We start from the raw sequence: 18,396 nt of genomic DNA, 5'->3' as shown, positions 1-18,396 counted from the left end.
AGGCCGCGCGCCGTCCACTTGACAGGTCGGCTCTAACAAGCTCTAATTTGTGTTAGATGTTCTAACAGAGGAGCTGGACATGGAGATCGTGCTGACCGACCGGGGTGGTCCGGAGAAGTTGCGGATCGCCGACACCGACGCCCCCGAGCCTGGTCGCGGCGAGGTCCGGGTGCGGGTGCTCGCGAGCGGCGTGAGCTTCGCGGAGGTGCAGATGCTGAGCCACCGCTACCCGATGCAGCCGAAGTACCCGTTCGTGCCGGGCTACGACCTGGTCGGCGAGGTCACGTCGCTGGGGCCGGACGTGTCCGGGGTGGCCGTCGGCGACCGGGTGGCGGCGCTGATGGTGACCGGCGCGTGGCGCACGCACGTCGTCGTGAAGGCCGGCCGGGTGGTGCCGGTACCGGACGGCCTGGACACGGGCGTGGCCGCGGCGGCGACGATGAACGGGGTGACGGCGTGGCAGATGGTGCACCAGACCGCCGAGGTGCGGCCAGGCCAGACGGTGCTGGTGCACGGCGCGTCGGGTGGGGTCGGCACGCTGCTGGTGCAGCTCGCGGTGGCGGCGGGCGCGACGGTGCTTGGCACGGCGTCGTCGGCGAAACACGAGGCGGTGCGCGCGCTGGGCGCGACGCCGATCGACTACCGGACCGAGGACGTGGCGACGCGGGTCCTGGAGCTGGCGCCGGGTGGGGTGGACGCGGTGTTCGACCACCTCGGCGGCGACAGCCTCCAGGTGTCCTACGACCTGCTGGCCGACGGCGGGATCCTGGTGAACTACGGCAGCGCCACCACGTTGCACGACAACAACCACTGGCTGGTGCCGTACCTGCGGACCATGCGGCGGTTCGCGTCGTGGTGGCTCGCGAAGCCGCTCGGCAAGGCGCGGGGCAGGCGGGCGTCGTTCTACTACGTGAAGGCGGGGCCGGCGTTCAACCACGCACTGGCCGAGGTGTACCGGCTGGTGGCCGAGGGCTGGCTGGTCCCGCCGATCGACAAGCGGCTGCCGATGACCGAGGCCGCCGAAGGCCTGCGTCTCCTGATCGCGGGAAAGGCGACGGGCAAGATCGTGCTGGTGGCGTGAGGCGTCCGCTGGTCATCGGTCACACGAACCTCAGCACCGTGCACAGCCACCGGTCGTCGTATCTCTCGAACCGCGCCGCGGCCGCCACCACCCGCTCCTGCCCCGACGGGCCACACAGCCCGATCACCGCGCTCACCTCCGCCGTCGTCGTGGTCGGGTAGCACGTGCGCAGCTTCCGCAGTGCGTGCCTGCTCCCGGGCGACGCCGTCCGCAACCTGGTCAGCAGCGCCTCGAACGCCACGTCCGGCAGCAGCGACCGCAGCTGACCGACCGGGCGCCTGCCGTCCAGCACCTCCAGCACCCGCCGCAGCACCTGGGCCAGCGCGGCGGAGGACACCGGCGGCCCATCCGCCCCGGCCATGGGTGGCACCAGGCGCAGCTGCGGGCCGGTCGCGGGACGCAGGCTCGACCACCGCGCGGGTGGCCCGTCCTCATCGCCCGGCTCGTAGTCCGGCTCGTAGTCCGGCAGCCGCCGGAACCGCGGACGGCCTGGCTCGCCGTAGGGAAGAGCGGGAACGGTCATGCCCTACTGAGAGACCGGACCGTCCATTTCGGACAGGAACCACCCCAAGGGGTGATCCGGTCACTTACCGTGCCGACGCACCAGCTCGAAGCACAGCACGGCGGCCGCGCTGGCGACGTTCAGCGACTCCACACCACCCGCCATCGGGATCGAGACCAGGCCCGTGACGTGCTTGCGGACCTCAGGACTGACCCCCGCGGTCTCCCCGCCGAGCACATAGGCGGCCCGCCGCGGCAGCGTGGCGCCGAACAGCGACTGACGGGCGGCGCCGTCCAGCGCGTACAGCGGGTAACCGGCGTCGCGGAGCGCCGCGCACGCCTCCTCGGCCGTGTAGCAGCGCAGCATCGGCGCGTGGAACGCGACACCGGCGGAGGCCTTCACGACCAGCGGGTCGATGCTCGCCACGCCACGCCGGGGCACGACGATCCCTTCGACACCCGCGGCGGTGGCCGTCCGCAGGATCATCCCGACGTTCGCCGGCGTGGTGATCCCGTCGAGCACGAGCACCGTCGCCGGCCGCGCGGCAAGCCCGTCACCGAGGCGGCGCATGCGTGGCGCGACCACGTCGGCGAGCACACCCTGGTCCTGCTTCCCGTTGCCCGCCAGCACCTTCACGCGATGCGCGCTGGCCCGCTCGACCCGCACGGACCGCACGCCCGCGGCGTCGATGATCTCCTTGGCGGCGGCGCCACGGGCGTTGTCGGCGAGGATGACCTTGTCCACGTCGAGCCCCCGGTCGGCGAGCGCCTCCAGCACGGGCTTGCGCCCGAACACGGTCACGAACCGGTCTTTGGGTGATTGGCCGTCCACGGCGAGAGCATCGCATGTCACCGGTGTGTCAGGATCTAGGCCTTGCCCGCCGTAGAGGGAACGGGAGCACGGTGAGGGTCTACATACCGGCCACGGTGTTGATGCTGCGATCGCTGAACGCCGCGGGTGAGCTGTCCGCGGTGAGCGGCACGGCGTTCGCGTTGACACCGATGCTGCGCGAGTCCTACGCATCGGGGTCGTCGGAGGAGCTGGAGTACGCGGCCATGCTGGAAGCGTCTCGCGCGTCGCTCCGCCTGCTGGCGGCGGAGCTCGAAGAGGATCCGGAACTGGTGCTGCCGAGACGAGCCGTGGTCTCCGCGGACGTCGACGGCGCCACCCTCCGCCCGGACCTGGACTACGCGGTCGTGCGCCTTGCGGGCCCGGTGCAACTCAAACAGGTGGCGGCGGTCCACCTGGACACCTCGGACGCGGAAACCCCCGTCCGAGCCGCGGCGGCGGTGGTGGACCAGGCCGACCTCGGCGACGGCGACGCGGAGTTCGCGCTCGGGGAGGCGGAGGACCACGAGCTGGCTTGGTACTCCCCGGAGGAACTCCCGTTCCTGCTGGAACTGCTGTAGTAGCCCACGCCAAAGCGCCCTCATCGCCGGTCCCGGCGATGAGGGCGCTTTGCGAAAGATCTACCGGCGAGGGCCCTTCTTGCCCTTCTTCTGCGCGGCACGCTCGGCCGCACGACGCTCACGACGCGTCCCGCTGCCACCGGCGGCGTCATCGTCGTCGTCGCGCCCGTTGCGGTTGTTCCGCGACTCGACGCCGCCACCCTCGGCGGGACCGCTGTAGGTCAGCTTCTGCTGACCGCCAGGCGCCCCGAGCCCCTTCCCGCGAAGCGCGGGCGGAATCTTCTCCTCCGCCGCCGCGGCCTGGGCCGCCTGCGCGGCTTGCGCTGCCTGGGCGGCCTGCGCCGCACGCTGTGCCCGCGCCACCCGGTCAGCGGCCGACGGCAGCGACGCGGCGTCGGATGGCTCCGGCTCCGGCTGCTCGACCTGCAGGTTGAACAGGAAGCCGACGCACTCTTCCTTCAGCGCCTCGAGCATCGTCGCGAACATGTCGAAGCCCTCACGCTGGTACTCGATCAGCGGGTCGCGCTGCGCCATGGCCCGCAGGCCGATGCCCTGCTTGAGGTAGTCCATCTCGTACAGGTGCTCGCGCCACTTGCGGTCCAGCACCGACAGCATGACCTGCCGCTCCAGCCGCCGCATGGCCTCCGGGCCCGCCTTGGCGTCGATCTCCGCCTCGCGGTGGCGGTAGGCGCGCTTCGCGTCGGCGACGATGATCTCCTCGAGGTACTCCGAGGTGAGGTCCTTGCCGTCGTCCTCCGCCTCGTCGACGAGGTCGTCCCACTTCAGCGTGATCGGGTACAGCGTCTTCAGCGCCGTCCACAGCTTCTCGTGGTCCCAGTCCTCCGAGTAGCCGCCGCCGGTCTCGGCCCGCACGTAGTCGGTGACCACGTCGACGATCATGTTCTCGACCTGGTCGTGGAGGTCCTCGCCCCGGAGGACGCGGCTGCGCTCGCCGTAGATGACCTTGCGCTGCCGGTTCATGACCTCGTCGTACTTGAGGACGTCCTTGCGGATCTCGAAGTTCTGCTGCTCGACCTGCGTCTGCGCGCTCCTGATGGCCCTGGTGACCATCTTCGCCTCGATCGGCTGGTCGTCCGGCACCCGCATGGTCACCATGACGCGCTCGACGAACGCCGCGTTGAACCGCCGCATCAGCTCGTCGCCCAGCGACAGGTAGAACCGCGACTCACCCGGGTCGCCCTGACGGCCGGAGCGGCCACGCAGCTGGTTGTCGATGCGCCGCGACTCGTGCCGCTCGGTGCCCAGCACGTACAGGCCGCCTGCCTCGCGGACCTCCTCGGCCTCGGCCTTGACGTCCTCCTTGGCCTTCTCGAGCTCCGAGGGAAGCGCCGCGATCCAGTCCTCCGGCGTCTCGATCGGGTCAAGGCCGCGTGCACGCAGCCGGTTCTCGGCCACGTGGTCCGGGTTGCCGCCGAGCACGATGTCGGTACCACGACCGGCCATGTTCGTCGCGACCGTGACCGCGCCCCGGTGGCCGGCCTCGGCGACGATCGCCGACTCCTTCTCGTGGTGCTTCGCGTTCAGCACGTTGTGCGGGATCCGGCGCTTGACCAGCAGCTTCGACAGGTACTCCGACCGCTCCACCGAGGTGGTGCCGACCAGGACCGGCTGGCCGTTCTCGTGCCGCTCGGCGATGTCGTCGGCGACCGCCTCGAACTTCGCCTCCTCCGTCTTGTAGATGAGGTCGGAGCGGTCGAGGCGGACCATGGGCCGGTTCGTCGGGATGGGCACGACGCCGAGCTTGTAGGTGCCCTGGAACTCGGCGGCCTCGGTCTCGGCCGTACCGGTCATGCCGGACAGCTTGGCGTAGAGCCGGAAGTAGTTCTGGAGGGTGATCGTGGCGAGAGTCTGGTTCTCGGCCTTGATCTCGACCTTCTCCTTGGCCTCGATGGCCTGGTGCATGCCCTCGTTGTAGCGGCGGCCCGCCAGGATGCGGCCGGTGAACTCGTCGACGATCAGGACCTCGCCGTTGCGGACGATGTAGTCCTTGTCGAGCTTGAACAGCTCCTTCGCCTTGAGCGCGTTGTTGAGGTAGCCGACGAGCGGCGTGTTGGCCGCCTCGTACAGGTTCTCGATGCCCAGCTGGTCCTCGATGTAGGCGACGCCCGGCTCGGTGACGCCGACGGTGCGCTTGCGCTCGTCGACCTCGTAGTGGACGTCCTTCTTCATGTTCGGCGCCATGCGCGCGAACTCCGTGTACCACCGGGAGTTCTGGTCGGTGGGACCGGAGATGATCAGCGGCGTCCGCGCCTCGTCGATCAGGATGGAGTCGACCTCGTCGACGATGGCGAAGTTGTGGCCGCGCTGGACCATGTCGTCCAGGCTCCACGCCATGTTGTCGCGCAGGTAGTCGAAGCCGAACTCGTTGTTCGTGCCGTAGGTGACGTCTGCCCGATAGGCCTCGCGGCGCTGCTGCGGGGTCATCTCCGACAGGATCGCGCCGACCTCGAGGCCGAGGAAGCGGTGCACCCGGCCCATCCACTCGGCGTCACGTTTCGCCAGGTAGTCGTTGACCGTGACGACGTGGACGCCGTTGCCGGAGATCGCGTTCAGGTAGGCGGGCAGCACCGCCGTCAGGGTCTTGCCCTCACCGGTGCGCATCTCGGACACCTTGCCGAGGTGGAGTGCGGCGCCGCCCATGATCTGCACGTCGAAGTGCCGCTGGCCCAGGACCCGCTTCGCGGCCTCCCTGATGACCGCGAACGCCTCCGGCAGCAGGTCACCCAGCGCGTCCTCGTCGGTCTCGCCTGCAGGCAGGTCCGTGTCGCGGCTCTCCTCGTAGCGCTTGCGGAACTCGTCGGTCTTGGCGCGCAGCTGCACGTCGGACAGGTCGATGACCGTGTCCTCCAGGCCGTTGACCTCGTCGACGATCCGCTTCAGATGCTTGAGCGTCTTGCCCTCGCCCGCTCGAAGAATCCGGGACAGCACCATCAGGTTCAACCTCGCTAGCTGGATTGTTGCGCGCCTATGTCAGGGAGAGAGCGGCCTCACCCTCCCCCTATCGTAGGCCGTCCCCGAACCGTGCTGGCTAGACCGGTTCGTCGGTCTTCGCTCTCGACCCTTCTCAGGCCCCGCCGGGGCCTCCTCGGCAGGCTTCTCGCCCACACACACGCGAAAGCCCCCGGGTCCGTTACCCAGGGGCTTGTCGCGTTTCGTGTCAGACCAGCCTGATCACGCCGTAGTCGAAGGCCCTTCTGCGGTAGACGACGCTCGGCCTGTCGGCGTCGGCGTCATGGAAGAGGAAGAAGTCGTGGCCGACCAGCTCCATCTGGTAGAGAGCCTGGTCGACGGTCATCGGCTTGGCCGGGTGCTCTTTCTCCCGGACGATCCGGCCGGGGAGGTTGTCCTCCTCAGCGCTTTCCCAGCGCTGGACCGGCACCTCGGGGAGGCCGACGGCCTGTTCGGTTCTGGCGGGCAGCACCGCGGTCTGCGCACGACCGTTCGTCGCAGGCAGCGCGGGAAGGTCGGTGGGTTGGGCGGTGGCCTCCGCGACGGAGGTCTGGCCCCTGCGTCCGTAGTGCACGCGCCTGCGGTCGTGCAGTCTGCGGAGGCGGTTCTCGATCTTGGTGACGGCGGCGTCGAGCGCGGCATAGAAGTCGCCCGCGCATGCTTCAGCGCGTACGGCAGGGCCCCGGCCCTTGCCGGTGATCTCGACGCGCTGGCAGTTCTTCGACTGCCGGCGGTTGGGCTCGTGGAACAGCTCCACGTCGAACCGGATTACCTTGCGGTCGTAGCGTTCGAGCCTGGTCAGCTTTTCCTCGACGTGCACTCGGTAGTGATCGGGCACCTCGACGTTGCGGCCTTTAACGACGATGTCCATACACAACCTCCCTCGCCAACAGCGAGATAGTGAGCGAACTACGGCGCCGGAATCTGGACTCTCCAGGAAGGCTTGAGGGGCTCCCCACCTCAACGGCCCACCGGCGCCAGGGGCATGGCTACTCGCCTCCTCCCTGCGAAAACCGGGAAAGCTGATGCCGAGACGTTATCTCGCGTTGTGCCTTTGCAAAAGCCCCCTCGCAGGGGGAAATTGTGCGTTCTGATGGGGTTACTGAGCGCAACGTCGCCCCCTTTCGCGCACCGGAACTCGCCGGCGGGTCGCGCGTGTCGCGCTCCGCCAGCCGGACCAGGCACGGTCGCCTACCTCGAAGATCGACTACCCGTGCCCCGCATATCCGACCAACGATCTTCGATCGCCCGGAGTTCCCAGGACAAGTTCACTCGGAAGGGGGTATGCACCTTCTCCCACCTGTTGAAACACCCGTACCGGGCCACCCACCGCAGCCTGGGTTCCTCCGTCCGGGGCGCGGGCTCTGTCGGTGCCGTGGTGCATCATGTCGACCATGCGTTCGATACTTGATCTGGTCCTGCCCAACCGCTGCGCGGGCTGTGACACCCCCGCGACCGCCTGGTGCACCGAGTGCGCGGGTGCGCTGAAGGTGCGCGCCGTGCCCCGCCCCGGCCTCGGTGCCGCCGCGTTCGCCCTCGCGGGCTACGAGGGCGCCGCCCGTCGGCTTGTGCTGGCGTACAAGGAAAAGGGGCGTCGCGAGCTGTCCGTGCCGTTGGGCCGGGCGTTCGCGCACGCACTGCCCACGATCAGGGCGGGGCCGTACGTCGTGGTGCCCGTGCCGTCCCGGCCCGCCGCGGCCCGCGCGCGCTACGGCCAGCACATGACGGCGGTGGCGCGTGCCTGTGCCACCGCGTTGGTCCACGCGGGCCACCGCGCCGCGGTGGCGCCGGTGCTGCGGCTGTCGGGCCGGGCACGGGACTCGGTGGGCCTCGACCAGGACGAGCGGGTGGCGAACCTGAGTGGACGGCTGCGGTGCACGGGCCCGGCCCCCCGGTCCGCCATCCTGCTCGACGACGTGATCACCACCGGCGCGACGGCCGCCGCCTGCGTGGCGGCGTTGCGCCATGGAGGAGCGGAGGAGGTGACAGTTCTGGCATTCACCGCCACCTAGGGCCAACCACCCACGGTCCGCAGGATGCGCTGGGTCGAGACCAACACTGTGAATGCCGGGGAGGCGGACTAGCTGTCAGCCCGGGTAGAACGGGATCGCGCTCGGGCCCTGGCCGTTCTGCAGGCGGTGCCACACCTGGCCGAGGCCGGACACCACCGACACGGCGGCGCTGTCCGTGACGACGATCTCGCGGTCCGGGGCCGCGGTGACAGAGCGGACCGGCAACTGGAGGTTGTTCGGGTCGTAGTTGTCGATCGTGAGGCCGTCCAGCGTCAGGTTGACCACCGGCATCTGCGACTGGCGGGTGGCGACCACGAGGGTGTGCTGGTTGAGCCAGTCGACGCCGACGGCGTTGACGATCATCGTCGGCGACAGGGTGCGGGGCAGCGCGAGGCTGACCGAGTCCTTGTCGCGCACGACGGCGGCGAGCACGACCCAGCCTCGGCTGGTGACGATCGCGGCCCTCGTGCCGTCGCGGGAGAGACGCAGTTCGGTGATCGAGCCGAAGTTCTCGTTCAGCGCCGACGCGTTGACCTCGACGGACTGCCACGTCTCGTCGCCGGAGCGGACCACGCGGACCACGTTGCCGTCCTCGACGGTCCACACCTCGCTCGCGTCCTGGTCGTCGCCGGTGGACACGCGCCACGTCGGTCTCGACATGGTCGCCGCGTCCAGCGCGACCTCCTGCAGCGCGTCGCCGTAGCGGCCGACGCGCAGGCGCAGCCTGCCGTCGACCCTGGTGACGACCGCGAGCTGCTCGCCGTCGATGGACTGGGCCGCGTTGACGATGTCGTACGCGCCGTCGCCGGAGGGGCCGGGGACGGGTTTGCCGTCCTGCAGCGTGCGGAGCTTGCCACCGGACACGAGCAGGCCCTGCTGATCCGACCCGGGCTTGGTGGCGGTGTCGTACGGCTTGATGTCGGACAGCCGCCAGTCGCCGTGGCCCCGGATCAGGTCCTCGTTGTCGCCCTTGATGCGGAGGCGGCTGGACGTGACGGTCTGCAGCGACAGGACGATCTGAGCGGCGATCTTCTCGCGCTGCTCCTTCGTCTTGGAGCCGAGCGGATTGAGGTCCACGACGAGCGTGCCGTCCGCGTCGGGCACGACGTTGGTGCGTGCGCCGACATCGTCGAGCGGGGACTCCACCGACCGGCGCATCGAGTCGGACGGGCCGGACAGGAGCACCTTGATCACGCGGTCCGGCAGGCCGGCGGCCGGTGTGGCGGGCACGTAGCGCTGGTCAGGGACGGTGATGCGCAGGTCCGGGTCGAAGTAGTACACGGTGACGGCGCGGTAGCTGGTCTTGAAGTACGAGTACGGCACGTACACGTCGTCAGGAGGGGCGTCGATGCGCCACTGGCCGTTCTCGCGTATCACGCCGACCCGGAACTCGGGGTTGCCGATCCGCGGGATGAACGCGTTGTCCGGACCGAGCCTGCCGATCTGCGTCACGCGCAGCACCACGACGACACGCCCGGACTCGACGCCGCCCTGGTCCCCACCGGACTGCTTCTGGTCGTCGTTGGACATGGGCACGGTGCTGAACGTGTCGTCGACGACGTAGGGCTTGCTGTCGGCGGGCCAGCGCTCCTTGGCCTTGTCCGTCAGGTACATCGCGGCGGCCTCTGGGTTGCCGGACCGCTTGACGAACTCGCGCACGAGGTCGAAGGCGTTGAGGTTCGGCGTCGGCGGGCGTTCGGCGGCCTCCGGCATGAGCTGCTGATCGTCGCGCACCGCGTGCGGTGTCGACTCCTCCGGGATGTTGGCGCAGCCGGCGAGCACCAGCACCGCGGCCGCGAGCAGCGCGGCGTACAGGCGTCGTCTCATCTGGCCTCCTCCCAGACGGGAGCCGGCGGCCCCAGAGCCGGCTCGGCGGTCTCGGGTTCGGACGCGGTCGCGACGGTGACCCGCACGGCGTCACCCTCGCGGGGCTCGATGTCCGAGGATGGCATGTCGGCGTCCAGCGGTGGGAGCGGCAGCGGGCTGTCGGTGTACTTGACGCTCTGGTGGCGCGGCAACGTGAGCCGGAAGCACGCGCCCTTGACGGGCTCGCCCCACGCGTCGAGGCCGCCGCCGTGCAGGCGAGCGTCCTCGAGGCTGATGGCGAGCCCGAGGCCGGTGCCGCCGGTGTGGCGGTTGCGCGACGGGTCTGCGCGCCAGAAGCGGTTGAACACCAGGCCGGCCTCGCCGGTGCGCAGGCCGACGCCGTAGTCGCGGACCGTCACGGCGAGCGCCTTGTCGTCGACCGCCATACGCAGCCGCACCGGGTGACCGTCGCCGTGGTCGACCGCGTTCGCGAGCAGGTTGCGCAGGATCCGCTCGATGCGGCGCGAGTCGACCTCGGCGGCGGCCTCCTCGTCCGGCAGGTCGAGGATGATCTCGGTGCCCGCGTTGCGCGCGATCGTGGCGACGGCCTGCGCGGCGCGGACCGCGATGGGGCGCACGTCGACGTACTCGGCGACGAGTTCCTCGACACCGGCGTCCAGGCGGCTGATCTCGAGCAGGTCACCGAGCAACGACTCGAACCGGTCCAGTTCGTCGACCAGTAGCTCGGTGGAGCGGGAGAGGCCGGGCGGGAACTGCTCCCGCGACGCGTGCAGCACGTCGGCGGCCATCCGCACGGTGGTCAGCGGGGTGCGCAGCTCGTGGGACACGTCGGAGGTGAAGCGGCGCTGCAGGGAGCCGAACTCCTCGAGCTGACGGATCTGTCTCTCGATGCTCTCGGCCATCTCGTTGTAGGACTGGGCGAGCCGTGCCACGTCGTCCTCGCCGACGACGACCATGCGCTCGTCCAGCTCACCGCCCGCGAACCGTTCCGCGGCCTGCGCGGCGCTGCGCACCGGGCGGACCACCTGGCGCGTCACGAGGTTCGCGATGCCCGCGAGCAGCAGCAGCAGCACGAGGCCGCCGACCAGCAGCGTGCTCTGCACGACGCCGATCGTCGACTGCTCCGCGGTCAGCGGGTACAGCATGTAGAGCTGCATCGGTTCCTGAGCGGACCCGAACGGCGCGCCGACGATCAGGAACGTGGTTCGCCCCGACGGCCGGTCGACCGTGTGGATCTGCACCGCGAGCCTGCGGTTCTCCACGAAGTGCCTCAGGCTGTCCGGCACGTCGCCGTACGGCCCGGCGCTGATCATGGCCGCGTCGTCCGCGGCGATCGGCGGCGTGCTCGCCAGCACCGGCTCGAACGAGCCCGCCGACGAGCTGGCCGTGTCGGTGTTCGGTGTCGAGCTGGTCAGCTTGTTCAGCGCCTGGGTGAGGCGCGGACGCACGTCGTCGACCGCCGAGTTGATCCCGGACAGCTGGCGCTGCGCCACCACGACCGCGTCGCGGGTGGCGGCGATCGCAGCCTTCTCCTTGGTTTCGAGCAGGCGGTCGGTGATCTGGTTCTGCAGCACCATGCCCAGCACGAACACCACGGCGGAGGACAACGCGAGCGTGGACACCACGACCCGCACCTGGAGGGAGCGGCGCCACAACTCACCGAAGTACACCGCGCGCTGCTGCCCGAACGCGACCGCGCGGGCGCCGTGACGGGCGACCGCGCGGAAGGACCGCTTCACACCGACTCCTCGCCCGCCGCGTGGCGCCGGAACGCTCCGCGGGCTCCACTACCCCGGCACCCTCCTCGGGCGCCGAACCTGCCTGGACACCGACGATTCGCGCCGCGAGCTCCGCTCATGGACACCGTCCGATCACGGGGGACCAGCCTTGTAACCCACCCCACGTACCGTCAACACCACCTCGGGGTGTTCCGGGTCCGTCTCGACCTTGGACCGCAGCCGCTGAACGTGGACGTTCACCAGCCGCGTGTCCGCCGCGTGCCGGTATCCCCAGACCTGCTCGAGCAGCACCTCGCGGGTGAACACCTGGCGCGGCTTGCGCGCCAGGGCCACGAGCAGGTCGAACTCGAGCGGCGTGAGCTGGATGGCGACACCGTCCCGGGTGACCTCGTGGCCAGGCACGTCGATCGTGAGGTCACCGATGGACAGCATCTCGGCAGGCTCGGAGTCGGTGCGGCGCAGGCGCGCCCGCACCCTGGCCACCAGTTCCTTCGGTTTGAACGGCTTCACGACGTAGTCGTCCGCGCCGGACTCGAGGCCCAGCACTATGTCGACGGTGTCGCTCTTTGCCGTCAGCATGACGATCGGCACGCCGGACTCGGCGCGGATCGCCTTGCACACGTCGATGCCGTTGATACCGGGCAACATCAGGTCGAGCAGGACCAGGTCGGGCCTGAGCTCGCGCAGCGCGGGCAACGCCCGGTTGCCCTCGGCTACCACCGCGGTGTCGAAGCCCTCGCCCCGCAGCACGATGGTCAGCATCTCGGCCAGGGCCGGGTCGTCGTCCACTACCAGCACACGTGCCTTCATGGTTACATCGTCGCACTTCGGGAAGCCCATTCGTGCGAGACCCGGTCGGTTCATCCGGTTTCCCCACTCCGAGTGACGCCAAGCACGGAGTTCGCGGCACAAAAACCGAGGTTGTGACCCCTCAGGCGGTCTCGGCCATCTATTGTTGAAGCTTGAACTTCAGACGCGTGGAGGTGCGGACAATGGGCATCCGAAGACTGAACCATGCCGTGCTCTACGTGCGCGACGTGGAACGCAGCGTCACCTTCTACACCGAGATCCTCGGTTTCACGGTGGTCCACCACATGCCGGCCGCCGCGTTCCTGCGTGCCGCCGAGTCCGACAACGACCACGACCTGGGCCTTTTCGGCGCCCGGGACAATGGGGTGAAGCCGGGTGAGGGTATCGGCCTGTACCACCTGGCGTGGTCGGTCGGCACGCTACCGGAGCTGGCCGAGTTCGCGGAGAAACTCACCGAGGCAGGCGCGCTGGTCGGCTCGTCGGACCACGGAGTCTCCAAGTCCCTGTACAGCAAGGATCCGGACGGGATCGAGTTCGAGGTCTCGTGGTTCGTGCCGAGGGACCGGATCACCGAGGAGATGGCCGCGAACCCGACGATCGCCCGCCTCGACATCGACGCCGAGATCGCCCGCTGGGGCGGGGATCTCGTCGGCGCGCCGTAGCGGCTACCCGGCCAGCACCTTGGCCAGCTCGTCCGCGTCGGGCGCGATGGTCCCGTCCACGACGTGCCACGGCGCGAACCACCCGTCGGCCGCCAGGTCGTCGTACACCGCGGCGACCCTGGCCTGCAGTGCGTCGTCGGCCTCCCACGTGTCACGCCCTCGGTCGGCCTCGGCGAGCGCACGCCGCGCCGAGCGTTCGGCCGCGACCGACGGCGCGACCCGCAGCAACAGGTGCGCGTGGGGCACCGGCAGCCGAAACCGGTCGACCTCGATGTCCCGGACCCAGCGCACGAACTCGCCTCGGGCGTCCTGGTGCAGCCGGGCGGCGCCGAACGCCGCGTTGGACGCCACGTAGCGGTCCACCAGGACGTAGTCGTGGGCGTCGAGCGCGGCACGCAGGTCGGCCGCGGCGCCCCTGCGGTCGAGCGCGTACAGCATCGCCATGCCGTACACCTCGTCGCCGAAGGGCCCGAGCCTGCCGTGCAGGCCGTCGTGGATCAGGTCCGCGTGTACGTCCACGCCGTAGCGCGGGAACGCGAGCCGCGCGACCCGTCCACCGAGCGCACGCTCGAGCGCGTCGGTCAGGGTGCGCTTGCCCGCGCCGTCGATGCCCTCGATCACGATCAGTCGTCCCACCCGGCGCACCTTATGCGAACGGCACGTGCCACCAGGGACTGGTCCGGTCGGCCACCAGCAGCCGGTGGGGCCCGCGCACGGCGGCGTACAGGTGGCCGTACTTCTCCTCGTCGAACCGGATCACGCTGCCGAGCGCGTAGCCAGCGCTGAAGTCGGCCCACGACGTGTAGTGCTGGCGGCACAGCTCCCCGGCACGCAGGACGATCCGCTCGGCGGTCGGGTAGTCGCAGAACCGGCCACCGAACCCCCAGCGGGCCATGTTGACGGCGCGGCCGAAGTCGTACCCGAAGACGCTGGTGACGATGCCGTCGTGCGGCAGGAGGCCGTCGGTGCGGAACCGCGACTCGTACCGGGTGACCACGCCCGCGAGGTGGACCATCTCGTCGACCTCGGCGGGTTCCTTCCTCAGCTGCCACCGCGCCCACTTGCGGACCGCGTTCTGCCAGGTCGGCAGGTCATAGTGACCCTGCTGGCGCAGCACCATGCGGCGCACGTTCAGCACCACGTCCACCTCCGGCCCGACGTTCATGCCGCCGAGCAGGTACTCGACCTGCCGGGACCAGTCCTCCTCGGTCGTCACCCCCCAGCTGTCGGCGAGTGACTCGCGGTTCCCGGTGTAGTCGTGGACGGGGTCGTCCAGCGCGTTCCACGGGCGGGAGACGTGCACGGGGGTGTGGGCGCCACAAGCGTAGCCGTGGGCCAGTGCTCCGTAGAACGGCCCCTGTGGGGAGCTGACCACCCCCTCGACGTGATCACAGACCACCACGTCGCCGGAGTGTAGTGACGTGCAACGCCACGGGTGGCCGGTTCCGTCCCTTATACATGAGAATCGTCGCGGTGCTGTCGTTGCTGGTCCTGGCGGGTTGCGGTGCGCAGCCTGCCGTCCAGGAACAGACACTGAGCCAGGAAACGGACCCGTTGCGCGGCAAGACGTTCCTCGCGATGGCCCTCACCGAGGACGGCGAACCGAGACAGCTGGCGCCGAAGACGGAGCTGTCGGTCGAGTTCACCGACGACGGCGAGCTGATCGCGCGGGCGGGCTGCAACATCATGCAGGGCCCGGTCGACACGGCGGACGGCACACTGACCATCGAGGGCGGCAGCCTGTCGACGACGGACATGGCCTGCGACAAGCCCCGCCACGACCAGGATGACTTCGTCGCAAGCGTGCTGGCGGCGACCCCGAAGTGGGAGCTGACCGACGGCCGCCTGACGATCCGCACGGGTACGACGATGTTCGACATGGCCGAGGAGGACAAGACGAAGCCCGATCTGGAAGGCACGACGTGGGCGCTGGACACCACGCTGGAGGGCGACGTCGCGTCGAGCATGCCCGCGGGTGCCCCCGAGGTGACGCTGGTGTTCGACGGCAAGAAGGTCGTGGCGGAGACCCACTGCAACGGCTACACGGCGGAGTACACGATCGCGGGCGACACGATCACCTTCACGCCGGGCGCGTCGACGCTGATGGCGTGCGCACCTGAGATCATGGCGGGCGAGAAGGCGGTCGCGGACGCGCTGCGGGACGAGGTGACGTACGAGATCACCGCCGACCGGCTGACGTTCACGCACTCGTCCGGCAAGGGGATCGGATTGCATGCCAAGTGAGTTGCCCGAGCTGGCCTTCGCGGGCCAACAGGAGTTCGCGACCTGGCTGGAGAAGCACGCGGAGACCCCGGGCGTGTGGCTGCGGATAGCGAAGAAGGGCACGGGCATCGAGTCGGTCGACCATGACCAGGCCCTGGAGGAGGCACTGCGCCACGGCTGGATCGACGGCACCGCCCGCCGCGTGGACGACGAGTGGTTCGTACAGAAGTTCACGCCGAGAACCCGCCGCTCCCGCTGGTCGAAGATCAACCGAACGTCAGCGGAACGTCTGATCGCGGAGGACCGCATGTTCCCCCGCGGCCTGCGCGAGGTGGAGGCGGCGAAGGCCGACGGGCGCTGGGAGGCGGCCTACGCGGGCCCGGCCGGCTCGACGGTGCCGGACGACCTGGCAGCGGCACTGGCCGAGTCCCCGGCGGCGGCGGCGTTCTTCACGACGCTGACCAGCCAGAACCGCTACGCCATCCTCTACCGCGTCGGAGAGGCCAAACGCCCGGAAACCCGCGCGAGAAGGATCGAAAAGTTCATCGGAATGCTGGAACGCGGCGAAACCCTCCACTAGCCGAGCAAGCAGAAGACCGGCTCCCGCTCTGCGGGGGCCGGTCTTCTGCGAAAGAGATCAGTACCGGTAGTGGTCCGACTTGTACGGACCATCGACGTCGACGTCGATGTACTCGGCCTGCTCCTTGGACAGCTTCGTCAGCTGGCCACCAAGCGCCTCGAGGTGAATCCGGGCCACCTTCTCGTCGAGCTTCTTCGGCAGCCGGAACACCTCCTTGTCGTACTCCTCGTTCTTGGTGAAAAGCTCGATCTGCGCGATCACCTGGTTCGAGAACGAGTTCGACATCACGAACGACGGGTGGCCGGTCGCGTTGCCGAGGTTCATGAGGCGGCCCTCGGAGAGCACGATGATCGAGTGCCCGTCCGGGAAGACCCACTCGTCGACCTGCGGCTTGATGTTGATCCGGTTGATGCCCGGGTAGCGGGCGAGGCCCGCCATGTCGAGCTCGTTGTCGAAGTGGCCGACGTTGCCCAGGATCGCCTGGTGCTTCATCTTGGCCATGTGCTCGGCCATCACGACGTCCTTGTTGCCCGTCGTGGTGATGATGATGTCGGCGCGGTCGAGGACGTCCTCGAGGCGCTGCACGTCGTAGCCGTCCATCGCCGCCTGCAGAGCGCAGATCGGGTCGATCTCGGTGACGATGACGCGAGCGCCCTGGCCACGCAGCGACTCCGCCGAGCCCTTGCCGACGTCGCCGTAGCCGCAGACGACCGCGACCTTGCCGCCGATGAGGACGTCGGTGCCGCGGTTGATGCCGTCCACCAGGGAGTGGCGGATGCCGTAGCGGTTGTCGAACTTCGACTTGGTGACCGAGTCGTTGACGTTGATCGCCGGGAAGAGCAGCTCACCCGCGGCCGCCAGCTGGTACAGCCGCAGCACACCGGTGGTGGTCTCCTCGGTGACGCCCATGATCTCCTGGCCGGTGCGCGTCCACTTCTCCTTGTCAGCGGCAAGCGAGTTGCGCAGCGTCTCGAGGATGATCTTCCATTCCTCGGGGTCGTTGTCCTCGGGCTGGGGCACGACGCCCGCGGCCTCGTACTGGGTGCCCTTGTGCACCAGCAGGGTCGCGTCGCCGCCGTCGTCCAGCAGCATGTTCGGCAGGACACCGCCCGGCCAGGTGAGCATCTTCTCGGTGCACCACCAGTACTCCTCGAGCGTCTCGCCCTTCCACGCGAACACCGGGACGCCCTTGGGCTCCTCCGGCGTGCCGTGTCGGCCGACGATGACGGCGGCGGCCGCGTGGTCCTGCGTCGAGAAGATGTTGCAGGACGCCCAGCGCACCTCGGCGCCCAGCGCGACCAGCGTCTCGATGAGGACAGCGGTCTGCACGGTCATGTGCAGTGAGCCGGAAACCCGCGCGCCACGAAGCGGGTAGACCTCGGCATACTCACGCCGGAAGGCCATGAGACCCGGCATTTCGTGCTCCGCGAGGCGGATCTCCTTGCGCCCGAACTCGGCCAGCGACAGATCTGCCACCGCGAAGTCCAGGTCGCCAACCGTACGAAAGTATCGGGTAACGGTCTCGTCCTGGGTGTTTACTGCGGTCATCCCCTGCATCCTCCAAACTGAATTGCCTCCAGAACACTACCGTTGCCCTCAATGGAACGACTGGAGTGGTCGTCGAGCCGAGAAGGAGGACCTGGTTGTTCCCCCCTGGGCCGGACACCCGCGTGGTCGAACTGCGTGTGCACGGCGTGATGGGCACCAGGCCGGAGTCACTGGTTTCCTCGGTCGCCGCGGTCGACGTCGCTGGCGACGGGCTCGGCCGGATCGTCCAGCCCGCCGACCGGCTGCTGCGGCCCGCACCGGGGCCGATGCTGCGTGCCGAGGGGCAGTCGATACCGAGAGTAGTCGAGGGTTACTCCTGGGGTGGGATGACCTCGGGTGGCTGGGCCAAGGCGGCGTGGGCCCTGCTGTTCCCGTTCGCGCTCGCCAACGTCGCGCACTGGATGCTGCCGCCGATCCCCAGCGGGCACGGCGTGGCGCGCGGGCTGGGCGTCGCGTGCCGGACGCTACTGCGGCTCGCGGCGGTGCTCCTCACCGTTCTGCTGGTGACGCAGGCCGCGGTGGTGAGCCTCGACCTGGTCGCCGCGCAGTGCCTCGCCCCCGGCTCGCCCTGTCTCGCGGGCACGGTGCCGGACTGGCTGCGGAAGACCTACCTCGTGCGGCAGGCGATCGGGCTCGTGCCGGTGCTGCTGACGATCTACGTGCTGCACCGCATCTCCTGCGTCGCGTGGGAGGTGGACGCCGGTGCCACGCCGGGCAACCCGCCGCCGACGCCGCCGAACGCCCGGGTCCAGCTGCCGGGCTCGAACCTGGTCGCCGACCCCGACACGCCGACGCTGCGCGCGCTGCACCTCGTGGCGGCGCTGGCGACGGTCGCGCTGCTCCCCCTCGGCGGCCCGTTCACGATGCCCGCCGAGCCGCTGCCCGCCGCGCTGTGGACGCTCGCGCTGATCCTGCTGGTGGTGGCGCTCGCGGGCGTGGTGCTCCTTGACGACCCGCGTGGTGCGGTGCCGGGGCGGGCAGGCACGTGGCCGCGCAGGCTCCTCGGGCCATGGACCCGCCGGGTGCTGTACGT

At 69.6% G+C, this 18,396-nt stretch carries 16 protein-coding genes and 1 pseudogene; 7 read left to right on the top strand and 10 right to left on the bottom strand.

The window, feature by feature from the left end; all coding sequences use genetic code 11:
* The first annotated feature begins 79 nt into the window (after positions 1 to 79).
* Entirely contained in the window at positions 80 to 1,081 is a 1,002-nt protein-coding gene (locus WBA97_RS36525; protein ID WP_424235592.1) for a medium chain dehydrogenase/reductase family protein, read from the top strand.
* Positions 1,082 to 1,100: 19 nt separating this feature from the next.
* Here WBA97_RS36525 and WBA97_RS36520 read toward each other — a convergent pair whose 3' ends face one another.
* Together WBA97_RS36520 and WBA97_RS36515 are read right to left on the bottom strand one after the other, a co-directional pair.
* Positions 1,101 to 1,604 (bottom strand): Rv3235 family protein, encoded by a 504-nt coding sequence (locus WBA97_RS36520; RefSeq protein WP_424235591.1) that lies wholly within the window; start codon positions 1,602 to 1,604, stop codon positions 1,101 to 1,103.
* Between the two features lie 60 nt (positions 1,605 to 1,664).
* Complete coding sequence (locus tag WBA97_RS36515) at positions 1,665 to 2,384, bottom strand: TrmH family RNA methyltransferase (protein ID WP_424235590.1); 720 nt, start codon at positions 2,382 to 2,384, stop codon at positions 1,665 to 1,667.
* Positions 2,385 to 2,485: 101 nt separating this feature from the next.
* On the opposite strand from WBA97_RS36515, the gene WBA97_RS36510 reads away from it, so the two are divergent.
* Complete coding sequence (locus WBA97_RS36510; protein ID WP_424235589.1) at positions 2,486 to 2,992, top strand: DUF6912 family protein; 507 nt, start codon at positions 2,486 to 2,488, stop codon at positions 2,990 to 2,992.
* Between the two features lie 60 nt (positions 2,993 to 3,052).
* Here the strand turns inward: WBA97_RS36510 and secA are convergent, their stop codons facing one another.
* Both secA and hpf read right to left on the bottom strand, forming a co-directional pair.
* On the bottom strand, positions 3,053 to 5,944 hold the full coding sequence (gene secA, locus WBA97_RS36505; RefSeq protein ID WP_424235588.1) for a preprotein translocase subunit SecA: 2,892 nt from the start codon (positions 5,942 to 5,944) through the stop codon (positions 3,053 to 3,055).
* A 226-nt stretch (positions 5,945 to 6,170) separates the two neighbouring features.
* Positions 6,171 to 6,833, bottom strand: coding sequence for a ribosome hibernation-promoting factor, HPF/YfiA family (hpf, locus tag WBA97_RS36500; RefSeq protein ID WP_424235587.1), 663 nt, complete (start codon positions 6,831 to 6,833; stop codon positions 6,171 to 6,173).
* Positions 6,834 to 7,356: 523 nt separating this feature from the next.
* Between hpf and WBA97_RS36495 the strand changes: the two genes are divergently transcribed.
* A complete protein-coding gene (locus tag WBA97_RS36495; RefSeq protein WP_424235586.1) occupies positions 7,357 to 7,974 on the top strand; it encodes a ComF family protein in 618 nt (205 codons plus the stop codon).
* A gap of 75 nt (positions 7,975 to 8,049) precedes the next feature.
* Here the strand turns inward: WBA97_RS36495 and WBA97_RS36490 are convergent, their stop codons facing one another.
* The 3 genes from WBA97_RS36490 to mtrA form a co-directional block, all read right to left on the bottom strand.
* Positions 8,050 to 9,801 (bottom strand): LpqB family beta-propeller domain-containing protein, encoded by a 1,752-nt coding sequence (locus tag WBA97_RS36490; RefSeq protein WP_424235585.1) that lies wholly within the window; start codon positions 9,799 to 9,801, stop codon positions 8,050 to 8,052.
* Positions 9,798 to 11,540 (bottom strand): MtrAB system histidine kinase MtrB, encoded by a 1,743-nt coding sequence (gene mtrB, locus WBA97_RS36485; RefSeq protein ID WP_424235584.1) that lies wholly within the window; start codon positions 11,538 to 11,540, stop codon positions 9,798 to 9,800. The genes WBA97_RS36490 and mtrB overlap by 4 nt, the downstream gene beginning before the upstream one ends.
* Positions 11,541 to 11,672: 132 nt before the next feature.
* A complete protein-coding gene (mtrA, locus tag WBA97_RS36480; protein WP_075123969.1) occupies positions 11,673 to 12,350 on the bottom strand; it encodes an MtrAB system response regulator MtrA in 678 nt (225 codons plus the stop codon).
* Positions 12,351 to 12,532: 182 nt separating this feature from the next.
* On the opposite strand from mtrA, the gene WBA97_RS36475 reads away from it, so the two are divergent.
* Positions 12,533 to 13,012: a VOC family protein gene (locus WBA97_RS36475; RefSeq protein WP_424235583.1), complete on the top strand. Its 480-nt coding sequence runs from the start codon at positions 12,533 to 12,535 to the stop codon at positions 13,010 to 13,012.
* A 3-nt stretch (positions 13,013 to 13,015) separates the two neighbouring features.
* Here the strand turns inward: WBA97_RS36475 and WBA97_RS36470 are convergent, their stop codons facing one another.
* Both WBA97_RS36470 and WBA97_RS36465 read right to left on the bottom strand, forming a co-directional pair.
* Positions 13,016 to 13,648, bottom strand: coding sequence for a dTMP kinase (locus WBA97_RS36470; RefSeq protein WP_424235582.1), 633 nt, complete (start codon positions 13,646 to 13,648; stop codon positions 13,016 to 13,018).
* 10 nt (positions 13,649 to 13,658) lie between these two features.
* On the bottom strand, positions 13,659 to 14,414 hold the full coding sequence (locus tag WBA97_RS36465; protein ID WP_424235581.1) for a DUF1266 domain-containing protein: 756 nt from the start codon (positions 14,412 to 14,414) through the stop codon (positions 13,659 to 13,661).
* Positions 14,415 to 14,470: 56 nt separating this feature from the next.
* Here WBA97_RS36465 and WBA97_RS36460 point away from each other — a divergent pair, with 56 nt between their 5' ends.
* Positions 14,471 to 15,256, top strand: coding sequence for an META domain-containing protein (locus WBA97_RS36460; protein ID WP_424235580.1), 786 nt, complete (start codon positions 14,471 to 14,473; stop codon positions 15,254 to 15,256).
* Entirely contained in the window at positions 15,246 to 15,815 is a 570-nt protein-coding gene (locus WBA97_RS36455; protein ID WP_424235579.1) for a YdeI/OmpD-associated family protein, read from the top strand. Before WBA97_RS36460 ends, WBA97_RS36455 begins: the two co-directional genes overlap by 11 nt.
* A gap of 57 nt (positions 15,816 to 15,872) precedes the next feature.
* Here the strand turns inward: WBA97_RS36455 and ahcY are convergent, their stop codons facing one another.
* Positions 15,873 to 17,363 carry an adenosylhomocysteinase gene (gene ahcY / locus WBA97_RS36450; RefSeq protein ID WP_424235578.1) on the bottom strand — a complete coding sequence of 497 codons (1,491 nt, stop codon included), beginning with the start codon at positions 17,361 to 17,363 and terminating at the stop codon, positions 15,873 to 15,875.
* 95 nt (positions 17,364 to 17,458) lie between these two features.
* On the opposite strand from ahcY, the pseudogene WBA97_RS36445 reads away from it, so the two are divergent.
* Positions 17,459 to 18,396 (top strand): annotated as a pseudogene (locus WBA97_RS36445) (hypothetical protein); the annotation flags it as partial.

Source organism: Actinophytocola sp. (assembly GCF_049647105.1).
Lineage (GTDB): Bacteria > Actinomycetota > Actinomycetes > Mycobacteriales > Pseudonocardiaceae > Actinophytocola.
The sequence above is the reverse complement of the archived record's forward strand: the minus strand, read 5'-3'. Positions and strand labels throughout refer to the sequence as shown.